This window comes from Paraburkholderia sp. BL17N1 (genome assembly GCF_003634175.1).
In the GTDB taxonomy this organism is placed as follows: Bacteria; Pseudomonadota; Gammaproteobacteria; order Burkholderiales; family Burkholderiaceae; genus Paraburkholderia.
In genome coordinates this window covers 1,835,735-1,853,592 of sequence record NZ_RBIW01000002.1, presented here as the reverse complement: position 1 = coordinate 1,853,592, position 17,858 = coordinate 1,835,735, and the positions used below count along the sequence as shown (strand labels likewise).

The window sequence follows — 17,858 nt, the reverse complement described above, 5'->3', positions numbered from 1 at the left end:
CCCTTTTCTAGTCGCATTCATTCGCTGCTAGTCGGACTCGCCGGAAGACTCATCCGCGTTGACGCCCTGTTCGGGCCACAGCCACGGATGCGGAGACGCCCGCCGGTAACCTTCCGCCCCCATCAGCAAATCCAGCGTGAGACTGGCGAGATCATCCGCGAACGGTTCGAAATCGTAGTCCTTCGACTGAATGCCGATCTTCCGGTAAGTATGGCATTCGTCGCACGACTCCGCTTTCAACGCGGCGTTCTTCGATTCGGCTTCGCGCGCGGCTTCGCCGGCGTCCGGCGAGCCGACCGTGTGATAAGCGATGCCCTTGGTCGAATCGCAGTTCGAGCATTTCGCGCGAACCATGTGCCACTCGGTCGAGCACAGGCCGCATTGCAGGTAGCGGTAATTGTCATGCGCACCGCCCACGCGCACGATGCTCGCCACCGGATGCGATCCGCACACGGGACACAGGCCGAGCGTCTCGATGTACGGCACCTCGCGCTTGTCGATAGCGGCGGCAAGGTCGGTCCACACCACTTGCAGCGCGGCCACGATGAACGGTGCGCTCGCCGGATCGATTTCTTCGAAGCGCTGCGCGAAGATCGCGTCGGCCTGGAATTCGAGCGCGGCGGTGTCGAGCGTGCGCAGGCGGTCGATCAGCGCTTCGAGGGGCGGCGTGAGCGGGCCCGCGGCTGCCACCTTGTCGAGCAACCGGTGCAGCACGTCGCGCCACGCCGGATCACGCACGCCGGAAAACGCGGGAATCAGCGGCATGGAATGCTGCTGCGCACTCGCGATCAACTCGGCGCTCGGCGGCGCTGCCTTGAAACTGGCGATCACGGCTTGCTGCGCGTCGGCGAGCACGGCCATCAGGCGCAAATAGCCGGCGATCGGATTGTCGAGCGCCGCAAGCTGGCGCAGCCGCGCGGCGCGCGCGGCAAACACCGCGAGCCGTTCCGGCATGCGAAGGCGCGGAATCGCCGAATGATCGAGCGATTCGATATCGCCGGCTTCGAGAATACGTTGAACCACAGTATCGACCTCTAAAAACTGAAGAGCCGCCGCCGTTCATTGAACGGGAGCGGCGGCTCGGGTGCAGCGCGCCGGCAGCCGCACTGCCTCTACTGACTATGCATGGCCCGTTATTTACCGATGATTTCCTTGAACCAGTTCGGATGATGCTTTCGCGCCCAGCCGTAGGTCACTGTGCCGCGCGTCATGGCGCCTATCGACCCCTTGATCCACAACGCCGCATAAATATGCACGACGATCCCGACGATCAGCACGAATGCCGCCGCGGCATGCACGAGCGCCGCAAGGCGGATGATCTCGATTGGAAAGTAGAACGAGAAATAGCGCCGCCAGATCACGATACCGCTTGCGAGCAACAATAGCAGGCAGATCACCATGGTGAAAAATAGCAGCTTTTGACCGGCGTTGTACTTACCGATCGCGGGGAGCTTTTCCTCGCGATTGTTGAGCACGTCGTCGATCTGCCTCATCCACTGAAGGTCGGCTTTGTCGAGATAATTGTGATGCCAGAAGCGCAACGCGAGAATCAGAAAGGAGAGGAACATCACGCAGCCGACGAACGGGTGCAGAATCCGTGTCCATTGCCCGCCGCCGAAGATCGCGTAAAGCCATGACATGGCGGGATGAAACATGGCAAGGCCGGACAGCGCCAAAAGAACGAACGTGATCGCAGTGATCCAGTGATTCGTACGCTCATTCGGCGTGTAGCGCACGATCAGGCTGTTGCCTCTCACATCCTTCAGATCAGTATGCTCAGGGTGCTTCATTGGGCGCCTCCCGCGAACGGCGTACTTCATCGGCTTCGTGCTGGGCTTCGGCTTCATCGGCTTCCGACACCTCGTTCGGCCCCACGCGCGTGTAGTGGAAGAACCCGGCTACGGCCGCGAACGCGATACCTGCAAGCGCCAGCGGTTTTGCCAAACCTTTCCACAGCGCCACCATCACGCTGATCTTCGGATTCTGCGGCAACCCGTGATACAGAGTGGGCTTATCGGCATGATGCAGCACGTACATCACATGCGTGCCGCCCACGCCGGCAGGATCGTACAAACCGGCATTCTGGAAGCCGCGTTCCTTCAGATCTTCAATCCGGTCCGAAGCCTGCTGCTTCATGTCCTCCTTGGTGCCGAACATGATCGCGCCGGTCGGGCAGGTCTTCACGCAAGCCGGTTCCTGGCCGACCGCCACGCGGTCTGAACACAGCGTGCACTTGTACGCGCGGTTGTCCTGCTTCGAAATGCGCGGGATGTTGAACGGGCAACCGGTGATGCAATAGCCGCAGCCAATGCAGTTTTCCTCGTGGAAATCCACAATGCCGTTGGTGTACTGCACGATCGCGCCCGGCGACGGACAAGCCTTCAGGCAACCCGGATCCTCGCAATGCATGCAGCCGTCCTTGCGGATCAGCCACTCGAGATCGCCCTCAGTGTTCTCGTACTCCGAGAACCGCATGACGGTCCACGAATGCTCGCTCAGATCGCGCGGGTTGTCGTAGATGCCGGTTGTCGTGCCGATTTCATCGCGCAGATCGTTCCATTCCATGCAGGCGGTCTGACACGCCTTGCAGCCAATGCACTTCGACACGTCGATGAGCTTGGCGACCGTGCCCGTAACCGGCACACGCACTTGTGGTTCAGGCAAGGTCGTGGCCGAGAGGCGCCTGATGTCCAGTGATTGCAGTGCCATCTCTTCTCCCTATGCCTTTTCGACCTTGACGAGGAACGATTTGAATTCCGGTGTTTGCGAATTCCCATCGCCCACGGAAGGCGTCAGCGTGTTGACGAGATAGCCCGGCTTCGCGAGTCCCTTGAAGCCCCAATGCAACGGCAATCCGACTGTCTGGACTTTCTTCCCTTCGATCATCAGCGGTTTGATCCGTTTGGTGACGAGAGCCACGGCGATGATATGCCCGCGATTGGACGATACCTTGATGCGATCGCCGGCCACCACGCCCACTTCTTTCGCCAGATCCTCGCCGATCTCCACGAACTGCTGCGGCTGCACGATCGCGTTCAGATGCGCGTGCTTGGTCCAGTAGTGGAAATGCTCCGTCAAACGATACGTGGTCGCCGTATGCGGGAAGTTCTCGTGCGTGCCGAACGCGGCGTGGTCAGCGGGGAACACGCGTGCCGCCGGACTGTTGACGGCCGCCTTGTTGTTCGGATGCAGCGGGTTGTAGCCAAGCGGCGTTTCAAACGGTTCGTAGTGCTCCGGGAACGGCCCTTCCACCAGACCATCGCGCGAGAAGAAACGCGCGACGCCTTCCGCGTTCATGATGAACGGGTTCATGCCGTTTTCGGGCGGTTCGTCGGCCTTGAAGTCGGCAATGTCCGCTCCTGTCCACGCCTTGCCGTTCCAAGCAATCAGCTTGCGGGTCGGATCGAACGGCTTGCCGCTGACGTCGCACGAAGCACGGTTGTACAGAATCCGCCGGTTCGCCGGCCAGGCCCACGCCCAGTTCAGCGTATTGCCGATACCGGTCGGGTCGGAGTTGTCGCGGCGGCCCATCTGGTTGCCCGCCTGGGTCCATGCGCCGCAGAAGATCCAGCAGCCGCTCGCGGTGCTGCCGTCGTCGCGCAACTGCGCGAAGCTCGACAACTGCTCGCCCTGTTTGGCGAGCACCTTGGTTTTGTCGGTCGTGTCGGTGACGTCGGTGAGCGCCTTGCCGTTGAACTCCATGGCGATCTCTTCGGGCGTCGGGCTTTCCGGGTCGGCATACGGCCAGCTCATCTTGAGAATCGGATCGGGATACTTGCCGCCGTCCTTCCGGTACGCCTCACGAATGCGCAGCCATAGCCCCGACATGATCTCGAGGTCGCTCTTCGCTTCTCCGGGGCCGACCGCGCCCTGCCAGTGCCACTGCAGCACACGGCTGGAACTGACCAGCGAGCCGCGTTCTTCCGCGAAACAGGTGGTCGGCAAACGGAACACTTCGGTCTGGATCGCAGTAGGATCCACGTCGTTGAATTCGCCGAAATTCTTCCAGAACTCCGACGTTTCCGTAGCGAGCGGATCCATGACGACGAGCCACTTCAGTTTGGCCAGACCCGCGCCGATCTTCGCCTTGTTCGGCGCCGCGGCAAGCGGGTTGAAGCCCTGCGCGATGTAGCCGTTCATCTTGCCTTGATTCATCAGCTCGAAGACCTGCAGCATGTCGTACGACTTATCGAGCTTGGGCAGATAGTCGAAACCGAAGTTGTTCTCGGCTGTCGCGTTGTCGCCCCACCATGACTTCATGAAACTGACATGGAACGCGCGATAGTTGCGCCAGTAGCTCAACTGATTCGGCCGCAGCGGCTGGCTCGCGCGTTTCGCGATGTAGGCGTCGAAGTCCTGCTCGGCTTCCAGCGGCAGCGTCATGTAACCCGGCAACAGGTTCGACATCAGACCGAGGTCCGTCAACCCCTGAATGTTCGAGTGACCGCGCAGCGCATTCATGCCGCCGCCCGCAATGCCGATATTGCCCAGCAGCAACTGCACCATCGCGCCCGTGCGGATGATCTGCGCGCCGATCGAGTGATGCGTCCAGCCGAGCGCGTACAGGACCGTGCCGGCGCGCCCTGGAACAGCCGTCGATGCGAGCATCTCGCACACCTTGAGGAATTTTTCCTTAGGTGTGCCGCACGTGCTTTCGACCTGTTCGGGCGTGTAGCGCGAGTAGTGCTTCTTCATCAACTGATAGACGCAGCGCGGGTGCTGCAAGGTCGGATCGACTTTGGCAAAGCCGTCGTCGCCGCGTTCGTAGTCCCATGAACTCTGGTCGTACTTGCGCTTGTCGGCGTCGTAGCCGGAATAGAGACCGTCGGTAAACGAGAAATCCTCACGGACAATAAACGGCATGTCCGTGTAGTTCTTTACATACTCGTGCTGGATCTTGTCGTTGGTGAGCAGATAGTTGATCACCCCGCCGAGGAACACGATGTCCGAGCCGGTCCGAATCTGCGCGTAATAGTCCGCAACCGACGCCGTGCGCGTAAAGCGCGGATCGACCACGATCAACCTCGCCTTGCGATGCGCCTTGGCTTCAGTGACCCATTTGAAACCGCACGGGTGCGCCTCGGCCGCATTGCCGCCCATCACCAGAATCACGTCCGCGTTCTTGATGTCGACCCAATGGTTCGTCATCGCTCCACGGCCAAACGTCGGGGCAAGACCTGCCACCGTCGGGCCATGTCAGACACGCGCCTGATTGTCGAATGCGAGCATGCCAAGACTGCGGACAGTCTTGTGCGTCAAATAACCTACTTCATTGCTGCCGGCCGATGCCGCGAGCACGCCGGTGGTCAGCCAGCGGTTGACCTTCTTGCCGTCCGCCGTTGTCTCGACAAAGTTGGCATCGCGATCTTCCTTCATCAATTTCGCAATGCGGTCGAGCGCGTCTTCCCATGAAATGCGCTTCCATTCATTCGAGCCGGGCGCGCGATATTCCGGATACTTCAGACGGCTTTCGCTATGAATGAAGTCGATCAGGCTCGCGCCTTTCGGGCACAGCGTGCCGCGATTGACCGGATGATCGGGATCGCCCTCGATATGGATGATGCTGGACTTTGCGTTCTTGGCGTTGTCGCCGAGTCCGTACATCAGGATGCCGCAGCCTACCGAACAGTACGGGCAGGTATTGCGGGTTTCGGTTGTACGCGACAACTTGTACTGACGAACCTCCGCTAACGCGGGCGCGGGTGAGAAGCCCATAAGGGCAAGGCTCGATCCGGCTAGCGTGGTGGCGGAGACCTTCAGAAATTGTCGCCGGGACATATGGGTCATCGAATGGCCTCGGCTCTTTATGGGGACACCAATATTGATTATAGAGAGCGGTATGAAATCCTGCAGCGAGGAGTTACGCCATCTACAGTGCAACTGAATATGAATTGCTACAGCCGGTTTCATCAGTCGAGGCACTGTTATTGCTGACGGGAGGCAGACGCCTCCACGCTTACTCCTGACCTTTGGCACATATATGACCGCTCCGCTTTTCACACCTTCTCCCGCATGCACCATTTACGACGCAGTGAAATGGCGCGCGTCGGCTGGCCTTGTGTCGCTTGCGCTCGGTGGTGCGATGCTCGTTCTAAGTTCGCACGGCGTTGCCCAGATCACGCAAGGCAGCGGCTCGTCGCAGCAGGAGAGCCGCACTTCTTCGATGGGGTCGGCGCCGGATTCGTCCGCCTCGGCCGTTCATGAATCGCATAAGCCACAGACGAAAGATGGCGGCTCGGCGAACACGCGCGGCAAGACGGCCGGGCCGGGCCACAAGCCCCAAGGCGCGGGCGGCTTCGATAACGGGCTCTACGGCACCGGCGCAGGCAGCAACGAATAACGTGTGAGATTGAACGTGTGAGATTGCCGCATCTTGGTCGCCCGCTCTCCGGCGGCGGGCGCGGCACGAGTATGCCGCGCGTTTATAGGTACCTTCAGAAGAATCGACGACGTGTTTCGCGCTCTGGCCGGATCGCTTCGACGACCGCCGTCCCTGCGCGTTGCCCGAACAACCATCATAATGTCGGTCATTCGTCGTCTGAAATGCCTGCCACAATGACCCATACTCCCAGCCACGCAAGCGCGTCGCCCCGTCTCACCAGTCTGTCGCACGGCGGCGGCTGCGGCTGCAAGATCGCGCCAGGCCTGCTCGCCGACCTGCTCAAGCGCAGCGCGCCGCTGCCGTTCTTTCCCGACCTGCTGGTCGGCAACGACACAGCCGACGACGCCGCCGTCTACAAACTCAACGACGAACAGGCGATCGTCGCGACCACCGATTTCTTCATGCCGATCGTCGACGATCCGTTCGACTTCGGCCGCATCGCCGCGACCAATGCGCTGTCCGACGTCTATGCCATGGGCGGCAAGCCGATCATGGCGCTGGCCATCGTCGGCATGCCGATCAACGTGTTGCCGCACGACGTGATCGCTGCCGTGCTGAAGGGCGGCGAATCGGTATGCGCGGAAGCCGGCATCCCGCTCGCCGGCGGCCATTCGATCGATTCGGTCGAGCCGATCTACGGCCTCGTCGCCATCGGCGTGGTCGACCCGAAGCGCGTCAAACGCAACGCGGGCGCACAAGCCGGTGATGTGCTGATCCTCGGCAAGCCGCTGGGCGTGGGTATTCTCTCGGCAGCCCTGAAGAAGGACCGCCTCGACGCCACCGGCTACGCCGCCATGATCGGCGCGACGACCAAGCTCAACCGGCCGGGCGCGGACCTGTCCAAACTCGCCGGCGTGCACGCGCTCACGGATATCACCGGTTTCGGGCTGCTCGGCCACACATTGGAACTGGCGCGCGGCTCAAACCTCACCGCTCGCGTGCGCTACGCGGATCTGCCGTGGTTGCCGGACGTGGTGAGCCTGGCGGAAGCCGGCATTTTTACGGGCGCTTCGGGGCGCAACTGGGACGCGTACGGCAAAAACATCGATTTGCGATCCTCATTTTCCGCGACCGCGCGCACGCTGCTCACCGATCCGCAAACCTCGGGCGGCCTGCTGGTCTCGTGCGCACCGCAAGCCGTCGACGACGTGCTTGCCCTGTTCAGCGCCGACGGGTTCGGCGAAGCATGCGTGATCGGCGAAATGGTGAACGGAGAAGGACGCGTCGAGGTTATCTGAGCCGCGAGCGGCAGGCGGAACGACGCGGCCGTATCGACGACGCGTGCGATAATCGCACTCCGCCGCAGCCGACCCTTTGTGCCCCAACGCCTTGAAAAACCTACTCGTCAGCCTCGAACAAGCCGGTGATTTCGACGAAATCATCGATGTGCGCACGCCTCTCGAGTTTGCGGAAGACCATATTCCGGGTGCGCTCAACGCGCCCGTGCTGAGCAACGAAGAGCGCGTGCTGGTCGGCACGACTTACAAGCAGGTATCGCCGTTCGAAGCCACGCGGATCGGCGCGGCGCTGGTCGCGCGCAATATCGCGCATCATCTCGAGACCACATTCGCCGACCGGCCGCGCAACTGGCGGCCGCTGGTCTATTGCTGGCGCGGCGGCAAGCGCTCGGGCTCGGTGACCACGCTGTTCAATATGATCGGCTGGCAGGCACGCCAACTCGAAGGCGGCTACAAAGCCTATCGGCGCGCCACGCTCGACACGCTCACCACGTTGCCGAAGACATTCTCCTACGTCGCGCTGGTTGGCCCGACGGGCAGCGGCAAGACGCGCCTGCTTGCGGCCCTGAACGCCGCGGGCGCGCAGACGCTGGATCTCGAAGCGCTGGCGGCGCATCGCGGCTCGTTGCTCGGCGCCTGGGCCGGCGTGCCGCAGCCGTCGCAGAAGCGTTTCGATACGCTGCTCGTGAGCGCGCTGCGCGCGTTCGACCCGGCACGGCCGGTGTTCGTGGAAGCGGAAAGCCGGCGCATCGGTTCTATCGCGCTGCCGCTTGCCCTGCTCGACACGGTTCATCAGAGCCGCTGCGTCGAGGTGATCTCGAGCCCCGAAGATCGCGCGGCCTTTCTGCTGCACGACTATGCCCATCTGTTCGACGATCACGAGTCACTCAAGGGACAGTTGCAACGAATGATCGGTTTACATAGCCGGGAACGTGTCACGGGTTGGCAGCAACTCGTCGACGACAACCGGCGCGCCGAACTCGCGCGCGAGTTGATCGGGCGTCACTACGATCCGGCGTACGCGCGCAGCAGCCATCAGCATTTCGTCCAGTTGGCGCGCGCATTGCAATGGAATTTCCGGCCTAACGACGCCGATGTCATCGATCAGGCAAAAGCACTGCTTGCAAAGCTCGACAGCAGCGCACTCGCTGTCACCTGATTAAACCCAACGTTCAAGACCCCTATGCAATCAACCCTTCGACAACCACGAGTCGCGCTAGGCTGGATCGTCTTTCTGCTGATCGCCGTGGTCGGCCTCTTTTACGTGAAGTGGTTTCCATACTACAACCGGGCGTTCGTGGCGGCGAGCCAGCACTCGATCGGCAAGTCGATTCTGATGGGCACATCGGCGAGCGCGCCGGCGGCGTCGTGGCAATCTGCCTTTGACTACGCCCTCGCCTACGGCAAAGCAATCTGGCAGGCCATGGTGCTCGGGCTGCTGCTCGGTTCGGCGGTACAGGCGCTGATTCCGCCGCAATGGGTCGCGCGCGCGCTCGGCCGGACCGATTTCAGCAGCGTCGTGAAGGGCGGCCTGATGTCGTTGCCGGGCATGATGTGTACATGCTGCGCCGCGCCGGTAGTGGCGGGCTTGCGTGCGCGTCAGGCGGCGCCGGGCGCGGCGATCGCGTTCTGGCTCGGCAATACCGCCTTGAATCCGGCTACGCTGATCTTCATGGGCTTTGTGCTCGGCTGGCAGTGGATGGGCCTGCGCCTCGCCTTGGGCATCGTGATGGTGTTCGGCCTCGGATACCTCGTGAACCGCATGGTGACGCCGAAGGAAGCTGAAGCGTCGCGCGAAGCGATGGCGCAGCTGGTCGCCGTCGATGTGCCCGGCACCGCCTTCGCACGCTGGGTGAAAATCCTCGGCACGATGACGCTGCGGCTCGTTCCCGAATACGTCGTGCTGGTGCTGATTCTCGGCGCGGCGCGCACGTGGCTGTTTCCGCATGTCGGACCGGACATCGACAACAGCCTGCTCTGGATCATTGCGCTGGCCATAGCCGGCACGCTGTTCGTGATTCCGACCGCGGGCGAAGTGCCGATCATCCAGGCCATGCTCTCGTTCGGCATGGCGGCCGGCCCGGCTGGCGCCTTGCTGATGACGTTGCCGCTGATCAGCGTGCCGTCCATGGCGATGCTTGGACGTTCGTTTCCGCGCCGCGTGCTGACGGTCGTGGCGCTGGCCGTCGTGGTATGCGGCGTGATCAGCGGATTGTTGGCGATAGCTTTGGGGTTCTAAACCATGAAACGTATTGCGGCATTTGCCTTGACGTGCTGGTCGGCGGCCGGCCTGCTCTACTTCGGACAGCATTCGGTGGCGCTGATCGTGGTGAGCGGCGTAGTGACGCTGGCAGGGTTCGATCTGCTGCGTCCGTGACCGCGCGCTGCGACTCGCCTACGCCGCCGGCGCCTCGCGAATCGCAGCCAGCCACAGCGCTACCGCATGCGCGGCGGGATCCACGTGATCTGGCGCGCGCACGAGTGGTGCTACGTCTAACTCAAGGTAATTCGGAGAGGAGAAACCGGCGGGACAGAGCGGCACGCTGAACAATGCGCCGAGGTGATACGAGAACCTGACAGTAGACGAAAGCGAAGCCGCTTTCGTCTACGTCACGGATGCGTTGGTAGGCTCGATTGGATTCGAACCAACGACCCCCACCATGTCAAGGTGGTGCTCTAACCAACTGAGCTACGAGCCTTTAGAGGCGCGAATTATAGAGAACCCGCACGCTCAGCACAAGCCCCTGACGGCACTTCTGTCGATCAACTCGTCGATGCCCACTCGGTTTGCGTATCCAGCGGATAAACCGGCCGCCTCACCTGCTTGAAAGCGAACAGGCCGTAATCCGAACTCGTCACGCCGCGGCTATCGCATTCGACCAGCGCCGCCGCAATCGGCACGAACACCGGCCGGCAGTACATGCGCGACTTCAGCAACAGGAAACGCGCGCGACGCGGATCGATGCCGACACTCTCGAACACGCCGAGGTCCCACGGTTCGTGCGTGCGCTCGGTCATCACGAGCTTGACGGTGCCCGTGTCGAGGACCGCGGCGCGGCCCATGAAAGCGCGCTGCCCGGTGTACGTAGGCCCGCTGATCACGTACTCGCCGTCGGTCAGCGCGCGCACCACGCCGGTCACGGCGAGCGGCGGACGCGGCTTGAGCGCGTCGCTCGCGACCTTGTTGCCGATGGTCACGGTCACCGTACTGCCGACGCCCGCCGACATCAACGCGGCGACCGCCTGCGGATCGCATAATGGTCCACTCACGATGCCGTCGAGCTTCTGCTTCAACGCTTCCTCGAGCAGATCCATCGTGTCGCAGGTGCCGCCCGACATGCAGTTGTCGCCGTGATCGAGCAGCAGCACGGGCTTGTCGGCGTCCGCTGCGAGCGCGGCGGCTTGCGCGACGGATTCGGCGAGCGGCGCGCTGCGATAGACGAAGTCTTCGCGCTCGTTCCAGATCTGCCGCGCGATGCGCTCCGCGACCGCTTCGGCGCGAGCGCGCTCGCCGTTGCCCACCACGACGACGCTGATGCAGGGCGCCTCGATATCGGCAAGCGAGAAGCCAGACAGCACCGATACCGCGAGCATGCCGTCGGCCTCGGCGGCACGCGCGGCGTCGACCGCGCGCTTCATCGCGCCTTCGGCCGTCGCGCTGCGCAGCGTATGCGTGAGCAGCGGCGGCTGACGCCACGCGATCACAGGCTTCGCCTTGCCGTGAATCAGGTCGAACATCAGACGCGCCGCGTGTGCACCGGTCTCGTACATATCGACATGCGGATAGGTCTTGAAGCTGACGATCACGTCGGCGTTGTCGATCATCTTTTGCGTGACGTTGCCGTGCAAGTCGAGCGCGACGGCGATCGGCGCATCCGGCAGCAACGCGCGTACGCGTTCGAGCAAGTCGCCTTCGCCGTCGTTCGAATTCTCGGCGACCATCGCGCCGTGCAGATCGAGCATGACGGCGTCGCAACCCACGGCGGCCGACACGATCGCCTCGCAGATCGCTTCGTAAGCGGCGGCCTCGACCGGCCCGCTCGGATTCGCCGACGCCGACACGGGCGTCACGATGGCGGCATGCTCACGCTCGGCGGCGTCGATGAACGCGCCCATCGCCGTTTGCATGCCTTTGTTGTCGTTGAACGCGTCTTCGCCGTAGCTCGGCCCGTTACGGCCGAATGCCGCCAACGGCGTGGCCACCGGCGAAAACGTGTTGGTCTCGTGATTCATCCGCGCGATGAGGATCTTCATGCGTCCGCGCTCCCCGCTTTCTGCGCGGCGTTCAGCATGGCCTGCAACAGCACGTTGCAACCGGCTTCGAGATGATCCGCGCGCGCGTCTTCGATTTCGTTGTGGCTGATGCCGTCTTTGCAGGGCACGAAGATCATCGCTGCGGGCGCGACGCGCGCTAGATAGACGGCGTCGTGGCCGGCGCCGCTGATCACGTCCATCGACGAAAATCCGAGTGTGTCCGCGCCCTGCTTCACGGCTTCGACTAATTCGGCGGCAAACGGTTGCGGCGGAAAATACACCACTTGTTCGACGTCCACCGTGATACCGGTTTTCTCGCGCGCTACCGAGCATGCGGCGCGCAACGCGCTGTCCATTGCCGTAAGCGTGGCGTCGTCGGCGGCGCGCAGATCGACGGTGAGTGTCACGCGGCCTGGAATCACATTGCGTGAGTTGGGATGCACGTCGAGCCAGCCGACTGTGCCGCGACCGTGAGGCGCGTGGTCGAGCGCGATGCGGTTGACGGCGTGAATCAGATCGGCCGCGACGAGCAGCGCGTCGCGGCGCAATTCCATCGGCGTCGGGCCGGCGTGCGCCTCCATGCCGTGCACCGTCACGTCATACCAGCGTTGACCGAGCGCGCCCTGCACTATGCCGATTGTTTTGTCGTGTGCTTCCAGCACCGGACCTTGTTCGATATGCGCTTCAAAATAGGCGCCTACCGCATGTGGTTCAGTGTTTTCGCCGGCATAGCCGATCTGAGACAACGCGTCGCTTACCGTGATGCCTTCTCGATCGTGTTGTTCGAGCGCGTGCTCCAGAGTAAATGCACCGGCGAACACGCCGGAGCCCATCATCACCGGTACGAAGCGCGAACCTTCTTCATTGGTCCATACCGCGACTTCGAGCGGTGCCAGTGTCCGCACATTGGCATCATTCAGCGTGCGCAGCACTTCCAGTCCCGCGAGCACGCCGTAATTGCCGTCGAACTTGCCGCCTGTAGGTTGCGTGTCGATGTGGCTGCCGGTCATCACCGGGGGCAGGTCGTCACGCAAACCCGCGCGGCGCGCGAAGATGTTGCCGATTGCGTCCACCCGCACGCTGCAGCCGATCTCCTTCGTCCACGCGATAAAGAGGTCGCGTGCCTCGCGGTCCAACTCCGTGAGTGCGAGCCGGCACACACCGCCTTTCTCGGTGGCGCCGATCCGCGCGAGTTGCATGAGACTGCCCCAGAGCCGCGCGCCGTCGACTCGCAGATCTGCGAACGTCGCGACGGTTGTTGATTCATGAACTTGCATCGATGCTTCCTCGTGTTGAAGACTGAATGCGCGTCAGACCACGCCGACGCCGAGATAACGGTCCTTGATCGAGTCGTCCGCGGCAAACGACGCGTTGTCGCCCGAATAGACGATTACGCCCTGCTCGATGATGTAGTGGCGATCCGCGAGTTGCGTGCACACTTCGAGATTCTGCTCGACCAGCAGAATCGCCACGCCCGCTTCGCGGATCAGCTTGAGTTGCGCGACGATTTCTTCGACGATCACCGGCGCGAGGCCTTCGACGGGTTCATCGAGCATCAGCAAGCGCGGGTGATTCATGAGCGCGCGGCCAATCGCAAGCATCTGCTGTTCGCCGCCGGAGAGCTGCGCGCCTCCGTTCGTGCGCCGCTCTTTCAGGCGCGGGAAAATGCGGTAGATGTCGTCGAGTTGCCACGGCGAATCTTTGCGCGCGCCGAGCCGCAAGTTTTCTTCGACGGTAAGCAGACGAAAGATGCCGCGATGCTCGGGCACGAAGCAAACACCACGTGACGCGATCCTGTGCGGCGGCATGCCGCTGACTTTGGTGCCGTTGAACGTGACCGTGCCGCGCTGCGGCGTGACGACGCCCGCAATCGCCTTCAGCGTGGTCGATTTGCCGGCGCCGTTGCGGCCCAATAGCGTGACCGTCTCACCATCGTCGATCTGCAGGGATACGCCTTGCAGAATGTGGCTTTTGCCGTAGAAGCCGTGAATCTGCTGCACGTCGAGAATCATGCGCGGCCTCCGGTGATCATGTTGCCGAGATAGGCGCTGCGTACGCGCTCGTCGCCGCGAATGTCGTCGGGGCGGCCTTCAACCAGCACACGCCCTTGCTGCATGACGGTGATCGTGTCGGAAATATCCATCACGATGCCCATGTTGTGTTCGATCAGCACAACCGTGTAATCGTCGCGCAGGCCGCGAATCAACTGCTTCATGTCGTCGAGGTCGTCGATACCCATGCCCGAGGTCGGCTCGTCGAGAAAGATCGCCTTGGGCCGCGCGGCGAGCGCCATGCCGACTTCGAGCCGCCGCTGCTGACCATGCGAAAGCGCGCCCGCCGGTACGTCGCTGAAACGCTGCAACGCGAGCCGCTCGAGCACGGTGTCGACGATGTCCGCATGCTTGAGCGCACCGTGCGGCGGCGTCCACGCATTCAACGCGCGCACTGCGTCGACACCTTGCGCGGCAAGCCGTAGATTTTCTCGCACGCTCAGATTGGCGAACAGGCTCGTTACCTGAAACGAACGAGCGACGCCGCGCCGTACGCGCTTATAATCCGGCTCACGCGTGACATCGTGACCGTCGAAAACGATCTTGCCTTCGGTAATAGGCAACGTGCCGGTCAACACGTGAAAGAGCGTGGTTTTGCCCGCGCCGTTCGGTCCGATTACGGAATGCACCGTGCGCGGCATGATGTTCAAGGTGACGTCGGAGAGCGCTGTGAATTTGCCGTAGCGCTTCACCACGCCGCTCGCTTGCAGAATGGCTTCGCTCATACGGACTCCTTGTCTGCGTCGTTGCCTGCATCAGCGGATGATTTACGGCGCAACGATTGCCAGACGCGTTCGCCCAATCCCCACAGACCGCGCTGCATGTACAGGCTGACTGCCATCAGCACGATGCCGAGCAGCAGGAGCCAGCGCGGCCACAACGTGGAGAGCCAGTCAGCGAACAGCACGTAGAACGCAGCGCCCAATACAGAAGCGAACAGATTGCCTGTGCCGCCTATCACCGTCATCACGAGGATCATTTCGCTCGTGTGATAGTCGATGTTGGAGAGCGGCGCGATGCCGGTCATCAGCGCGTGCAGCGCGCCCGCGAGACCCGTGACCGCGCCGGAGATCACGAACGCCATCAGCTTGAAGCGCTTGACGTCGTAACCGACCGCCGCCGCTCGTGCTTCGTTGTCGCGAATCGCGAGCAGCGTACGGCCGAACACCGAGTGCGATACACGCATCAACAGCCAGAACACCACGAGGAACAATACCGCGACGAAACCGTAGTATTGCCACGGCGAGGTCAACGGCACGATCGCTTTACCGAACAATCCCAACGCCGGGCGTGGGATGTCGAGCAAGCCGTTGTCGCCGCCGGTCAGATCAGGGGTGGTGTAGGCGAGGAAGTAGAACAGTTGGCCGAATGCGAGCGTCAACATGACGAAGTAGGTGCCGCGCTGGCGAATCGAAAACCAGCCGACCAGCGCTGCGGCCGCCGCACCGATCACCGCCGACGCAAGCAAGGCCATAGGAACCGGCAGCCCCGTTTTGGTAAGGACCAATCCCGCGCAATAGCTGCCGAGCCCGAAGAAAATGCCTTGTCCGAACGAGAGCAACCCTGTGTGGCCGAGTAGTAGATTGCAGCCGAGGGCGGCGAGTGCGAACACCAGCACTTCGGTAGCAAGCGATCCGGAGCGTAACGTGAGCGGCAAAATGCATACGACTAATAGCGCCAGCAACAGGAAGCGATAACGGTGCAATGAGTGCTTCAGGCCCGCTGGCGTCTTGGAGGAAACAGTGTTCTGCACGATGGGTTTCGAGGTATCGATCATGCCGCCCTCCCGAGCAGACCGTTCGGTCGCAGCAATAGCACGGCGGCCATCGCGACGTAGATCATCAATCGCGCGCCTTCCGGCCACAAGGTGCTCATCACGCTTTGGACGATTCCCACCAGCAGTCCGCCCACCAGCGCACCAAGAAAATTACCCATTCCGCCAACCACCACCACGACGAATGCGACGCTGAGCGCTTCAATACCCATGAAAGGATCGACGCCGCGAATCGGTGCGGCAAGCACGCCCGCCAGCGCGGCCGTTGCGGCGCCGAGCGCGAACACGAGGCTGAAGACACGCAACACGTTGATGCCGAGCAGCGAGACCATCTCCGTCGATTCGCTGCCCGCACGCACCGCGCTGCCGAGCCGCGTACCTTCCAGCACCCACCACAAGAGCGCGGCCAGTATCGCCGTGAAGCCGATCACGAAGAGACGGTACTTGGGATACACGAAGCTGCCCCAGATCACCACGCCGTTCAGCACGTCGGGCACGGCCACGTTATCGCCGAGCGGGCCCCAGATCAGGATCGCGCATTCTTGCACGACGAGCGCGAGACCGACGGTCACGAGAATATGAAACTCATGCTGCTGCGCGTAGACGTGCCGCAGAATCAGTTTCTCGACGACCCACGCAAGCGCGCCCACGACGACCGGCACGACTATGAGCGCGGTCCAGAAACTCATGGACCATTGCATCGCCTGATAGCAGAAGTACGCGCCGAGCAGATAGAACGCGCCGTGCGCGAAATTCACGAAGCGCAGCAAACCGAACACGATCGACAAACCGACCGCGAGCAGGAAATACAACATTCCCACTCCGATGCCGTTGACGATCTGCAGGAGATAAACGTTCATGGCGTCCGTCTAAATGGTGGTGCAAAGAGAAGTCGCGATGCGGTATTGCGATATGCGCGCCGTGCCGCGCTTGCATGCGGCACGTGGGCGTCAGGCCATCTTGCAGCCGGTTTTGTCGAGCGGCAGGAACGATTGGCCGGAGCTCACGATATCCGCGTAGTCGTCGGCGTTCTTCATCTTGTTCTTCGCCTTGCCCTTCAACAGATAATAATTCTTCAGCACCTGATGGTCGCCTTTGCGGACTTCTTCCGGGCCGGTCAAACCGTCGTACTTCATGCCTTCGAGTGCGGCGACCACTTTCTTCGGGTCGACGTTACCTGCTTTCACGATGCCGTCGAGCAGGATCTTCGTGCAGATATACGACCCTGCGAGGCTGTAGTTGGGATTGGCCTTGAACGCGGCATTCGCGCGTTTGACGAGATCGCGATTCAGCGGTGAATCGATGTCGTGCCAATACTGCGCGCCGAAATAGACGCCTTCGCACAGGTCCGCACCGAGCGATTCGAATTGCTCGAGTCCGGACGCCCAGGCCATCAGAATCGTGCAATTGTTCTTCATACCGAAGCTCACGGCCTGGCGCAATGTATCGGACGACTGCGAGCCGAAGTTCAGAATCAGCAGCACGTCAGGCTTCGCCGCCACTGCGTTCGTCAGATAGCCGCTGAACTCCTTCTCATTGAGCGAGTGGTAGCTGTTGCCCACGTGTTCGATGCCCTTCTCTTTGAAGACCGTCTTCGCGGCCGAGAGCAAACCGTCGCCGAACACGTATTGCGGCGTGATCGTGTACCAGCGTTTGGCTTTGGGCATCATCTGGATCAGCGGACGCACCGTCTGCTCGATCGCGCCGTAGGTCGGCACCGACCAGCGGAATGTGGCGTCATTGCAATCCTTACCGGTGATCTCGTCCGCTCCCGCCGTCGTAATGAAAACGCCGCCCGCCTTCTGCACTTCCTTGCCCATTGCCAATGCTTCGGAGGACAGAATACCGCCCGCAAAGAAGCGCGCATTCTTCTGTTGCGCGATTTCCTGAACCCGACGCACGGCGGTTGCGGGCTTGCCTTCCGTGTCGAGCACCGTGTATGCCAGCGGTTGACCCAGCACCTTGCCGTACTGCTCGATAGCGAGCTTCATGCCGAGGTCGGCGTATTTGCCGTTCGCCGCGAATGGACCCGACATCGGCACCGGACAGGCGAACTGCAACGTTCCGTCCTGTGCGAACGCGCTTCGCGCGACCAGCGAGCCCAACGTGCCCGGAACGGCCGACAACGCGGCCAGCTTCAACATATTTCGGCGATTCAA

At 62.1% G+C, this 17,858-nt stretch carries 16 protein-coding genes and 1 tRNA gene; 5 read left to right on the top strand and 12 right to left on the bottom strand.

Going from position 1 to position 17,858, the window contains the following annotated elements; translation table 11 throughout:
* Nucleotides 1-27 precede the first annotated feature (27 nt).
* The 4 genes from fdhE to fdnG form a co-directional block, all read right to left on the bottom strand.
* Nucleotides 28-1,023 (bottom strand): formate dehydrogenase accessory protein FdhE, encoded by a 996-nt coding sequence (gene fdhE, locus B0G82_RS28205; protein WP_121309768.1) that lies wholly within the window; start codon nucleotides 1,021-1,023, stop codon nucleotides 28-30.
* A gap of 110 nt (nucleotides 1,024-1,133) precedes the next feature.
* Nucleotides 1,134-1,790: a formate dehydrogenase subunit gamma gene (locus tag B0G82_RS28200; protein ID WP_121309767.1), complete on the bottom strand. Its 657-nt coding sequence runs from the start codon at nucleotides 1,788-1,790 to the stop codon at nucleotides 1,134-1,136.
* Entirely contained in the window at nucleotides 1,777-2,709 is a 933-nt protein-coding gene (gene fdxH, locus B0G82_RS28195; protein WP_116147296.1) for a formate dehydrogenase subunit beta, read from the bottom strand. Before fdxH ends, B0G82_RS28200 begins: the two co-directional genes overlap by 14 nt.
* 9 nt (nucleotides 2,710-2,718) lie before the next feature.
* Nucleotides 2,719-5,787, bottom strand: a complete 3,069-nt coding sequence (gene fdnG, locus B0G82_RS28190) for a formate dehydrogenase-N subunit alpha (RefSeq protein ID WP_147439584.1) — start codon at nucleotides 5,785-5,787, stop codon at nucleotides 2,719-2,721.
* A gap of 193 nt (nucleotides 5,788-5,980) precedes the next feature.
* On the opposite strand from fdnG, the gene B0G82_RS28180 reads away from it, so the two are divergent.
* From B0G82_RS28180 to B0G82_RS41130, 5 genes are all read left to right on the top strand, one after another.
* The gene (locus tag B0G82_RS28180; RefSeq protein ID WP_121309765.1) at nucleotides 5,981-6,340 is read left to right on the top strand and encodes a beta-xylosidase; all 360 of its coding nucleotides are present in this window, start codon (nucleotides 5,981-5,983) and stop codon (nucleotides 6,338-6,340) included.
* A 215-nt stretch (nucleotides 6,341-6,555) separates the two neighbouring features.
* The gene (gene selD, locus B0G82_RS28175; protein ID WP_121309764.1) at nucleotides 6,556-7,620 is read left to right on the top strand and encodes a selenide, water dikinase SelD; all 1,065 of its coding nucleotides are present in this window, start codon (nucleotides 6,556-6,558) and stop codon (nucleotides 7,618-7,620) included.
* A 91-nt stretch (nucleotides 7,621-7,711) separates the two neighbouring features.
* The gene (gene mnmH, locus B0G82_RS28170) at nucleotides 7,712-8,779 is read left to right on the top strand and encodes a tRNA 2-selenouridine(34) synthase MnmH (protein WP_121309763.1); all 1,068 of its coding nucleotides are present in this window, start codon (nucleotides 7,712-7,714) and stop codon (nucleotides 8,777-8,779) included.
* Between the two features lie 24 nt (nucleotides 8,780-8,803).
* Nucleotides 8,804-9,859 carry a permease gene (locus tag B0G82_RS28165; RefSeq protein ID WP_121309762.1) on the top strand — a complete coding sequence of 352 codons (1,056 nt, stop codon included), beginning with the start codon at nucleotides 8,804-8,806 and terminating at the stop codon, nucleotides 9,857-9,859.
* 3 nt (nucleotides 9,860-9,862) lie between these two features.
* Nucleotides 9,863-9,997 carry a hypothetical protein gene (locus tag B0G82_RS41130; protein ID WP_012428369.1) on the top strand — a complete coding sequence of 45 codons (135 nt, stop codon included), beginning with the start codon at nucleotides 9,863-9,865 and terminating at the stop codon, nucleotides 9,995-9,997.
* A 245-nt stretch (nucleotides 9,998-10,242) separates the two neighbouring features.
* Here B0G82_RS41130 and B0G82_RS28160 read toward each other — a convergent pair.
* The 8 genes from B0G82_RS28160 to B0G82_RS28125 form a co-directional block, all read right to left on the bottom strand.
* Nucleotides 10,243-10,319, bottom strand: a tRNA-Val gene (locus B0G82_RS28160).
* Between the two features lie 64 nt (nucleotides 10,320-10,383).
* Nucleotides 10,384-11,874: a M81 family metallopeptidase gene (locus B0G82_RS28155; protein ID WP_121309761.1), complete on the bottom strand. Its 1,491-nt coding sequence runs from the start codon at nucleotides 11,872-11,874 to the stop codon at nucleotides 10,384-10,386.
* On the bottom strand, nucleotides 11,871-13,151 hold the full coding sequence (locus tag B0G82_RS28150; protein ID WP_121309760.1) for a Zn-dependent hydrolase: 1,281 nt from the start codon (nucleotides 13,149-13,151) through the stop codon (nucleotides 11,871-11,873). The genes B0G82_RS28155 and B0G82_RS28150 overlap by 4 nt, the downstream gene beginning before the upstream one ends.
* Nucleotides 13,152-13,184: 33 nt before the next feature.
* Nucleotides 13,185-13,886 carry an ABC transporter ATP-binding protein gene (locus B0G82_RS28145; RefSeq protein ID WP_121309759.1) on the bottom strand — a complete coding sequence of 234 codons (702 nt, stop codon included), beginning with the start codon at nucleotides 13,884-13,886 and terminating at the stop codon, nucleotides 13,185-13,187.
* Complete coding sequence (locus B0G82_RS28140; protein ID WP_121309758.1) at nucleotides 13,883-14,650, bottom strand: ABC transporter ATP-binding protein; 768 nt, start codon at nucleotides 14,648-14,650, stop codon at nucleotides 13,883-13,885. The genes B0G82_RS28145 and B0G82_RS28140 overlap by 4 nt, the downstream gene beginning before the upstream one ends.
* Entirely contained in the window at nucleotides 14,647-15,702 is a 1,056-nt protein-coding gene (locus B0G82_RS28135) for a branched-chain amino acid ABC transporter permease (RefSeq protein ID WP_121309757.1), read from the bottom strand. The genes B0G82_RS28140 and B0G82_RS28135 overlap by 4 nt, the downstream gene beginning before the upstream one ends.
* Complete coding sequence (locus tag B0G82_RS28130; RefSeq protein ID WP_106285786.1) at nucleotides 15,699-16,559, bottom strand: branched-chain amino acid ABC transporter permease; 861 nt, start codon at nucleotides 16,557-16,559, stop codon at nucleotides 15,699-15,701. Before B0G82_RS28130 ends, B0G82_RS28135 begins: the two co-directional genes overlap by 4 nt.
* Nucleotides 16,560-16,649: 90 nt before the next feature.
* Nucleotides 16,650-17,858, bottom strand: a complete 1,209-nt coding sequence (locus B0G82_RS28125) for an ABC transporter substrate-binding protein (RefSeq protein WP_121309756.1) — start codon at nucleotides 17,856-17,858, stop codon at nucleotides 16,650-16,652.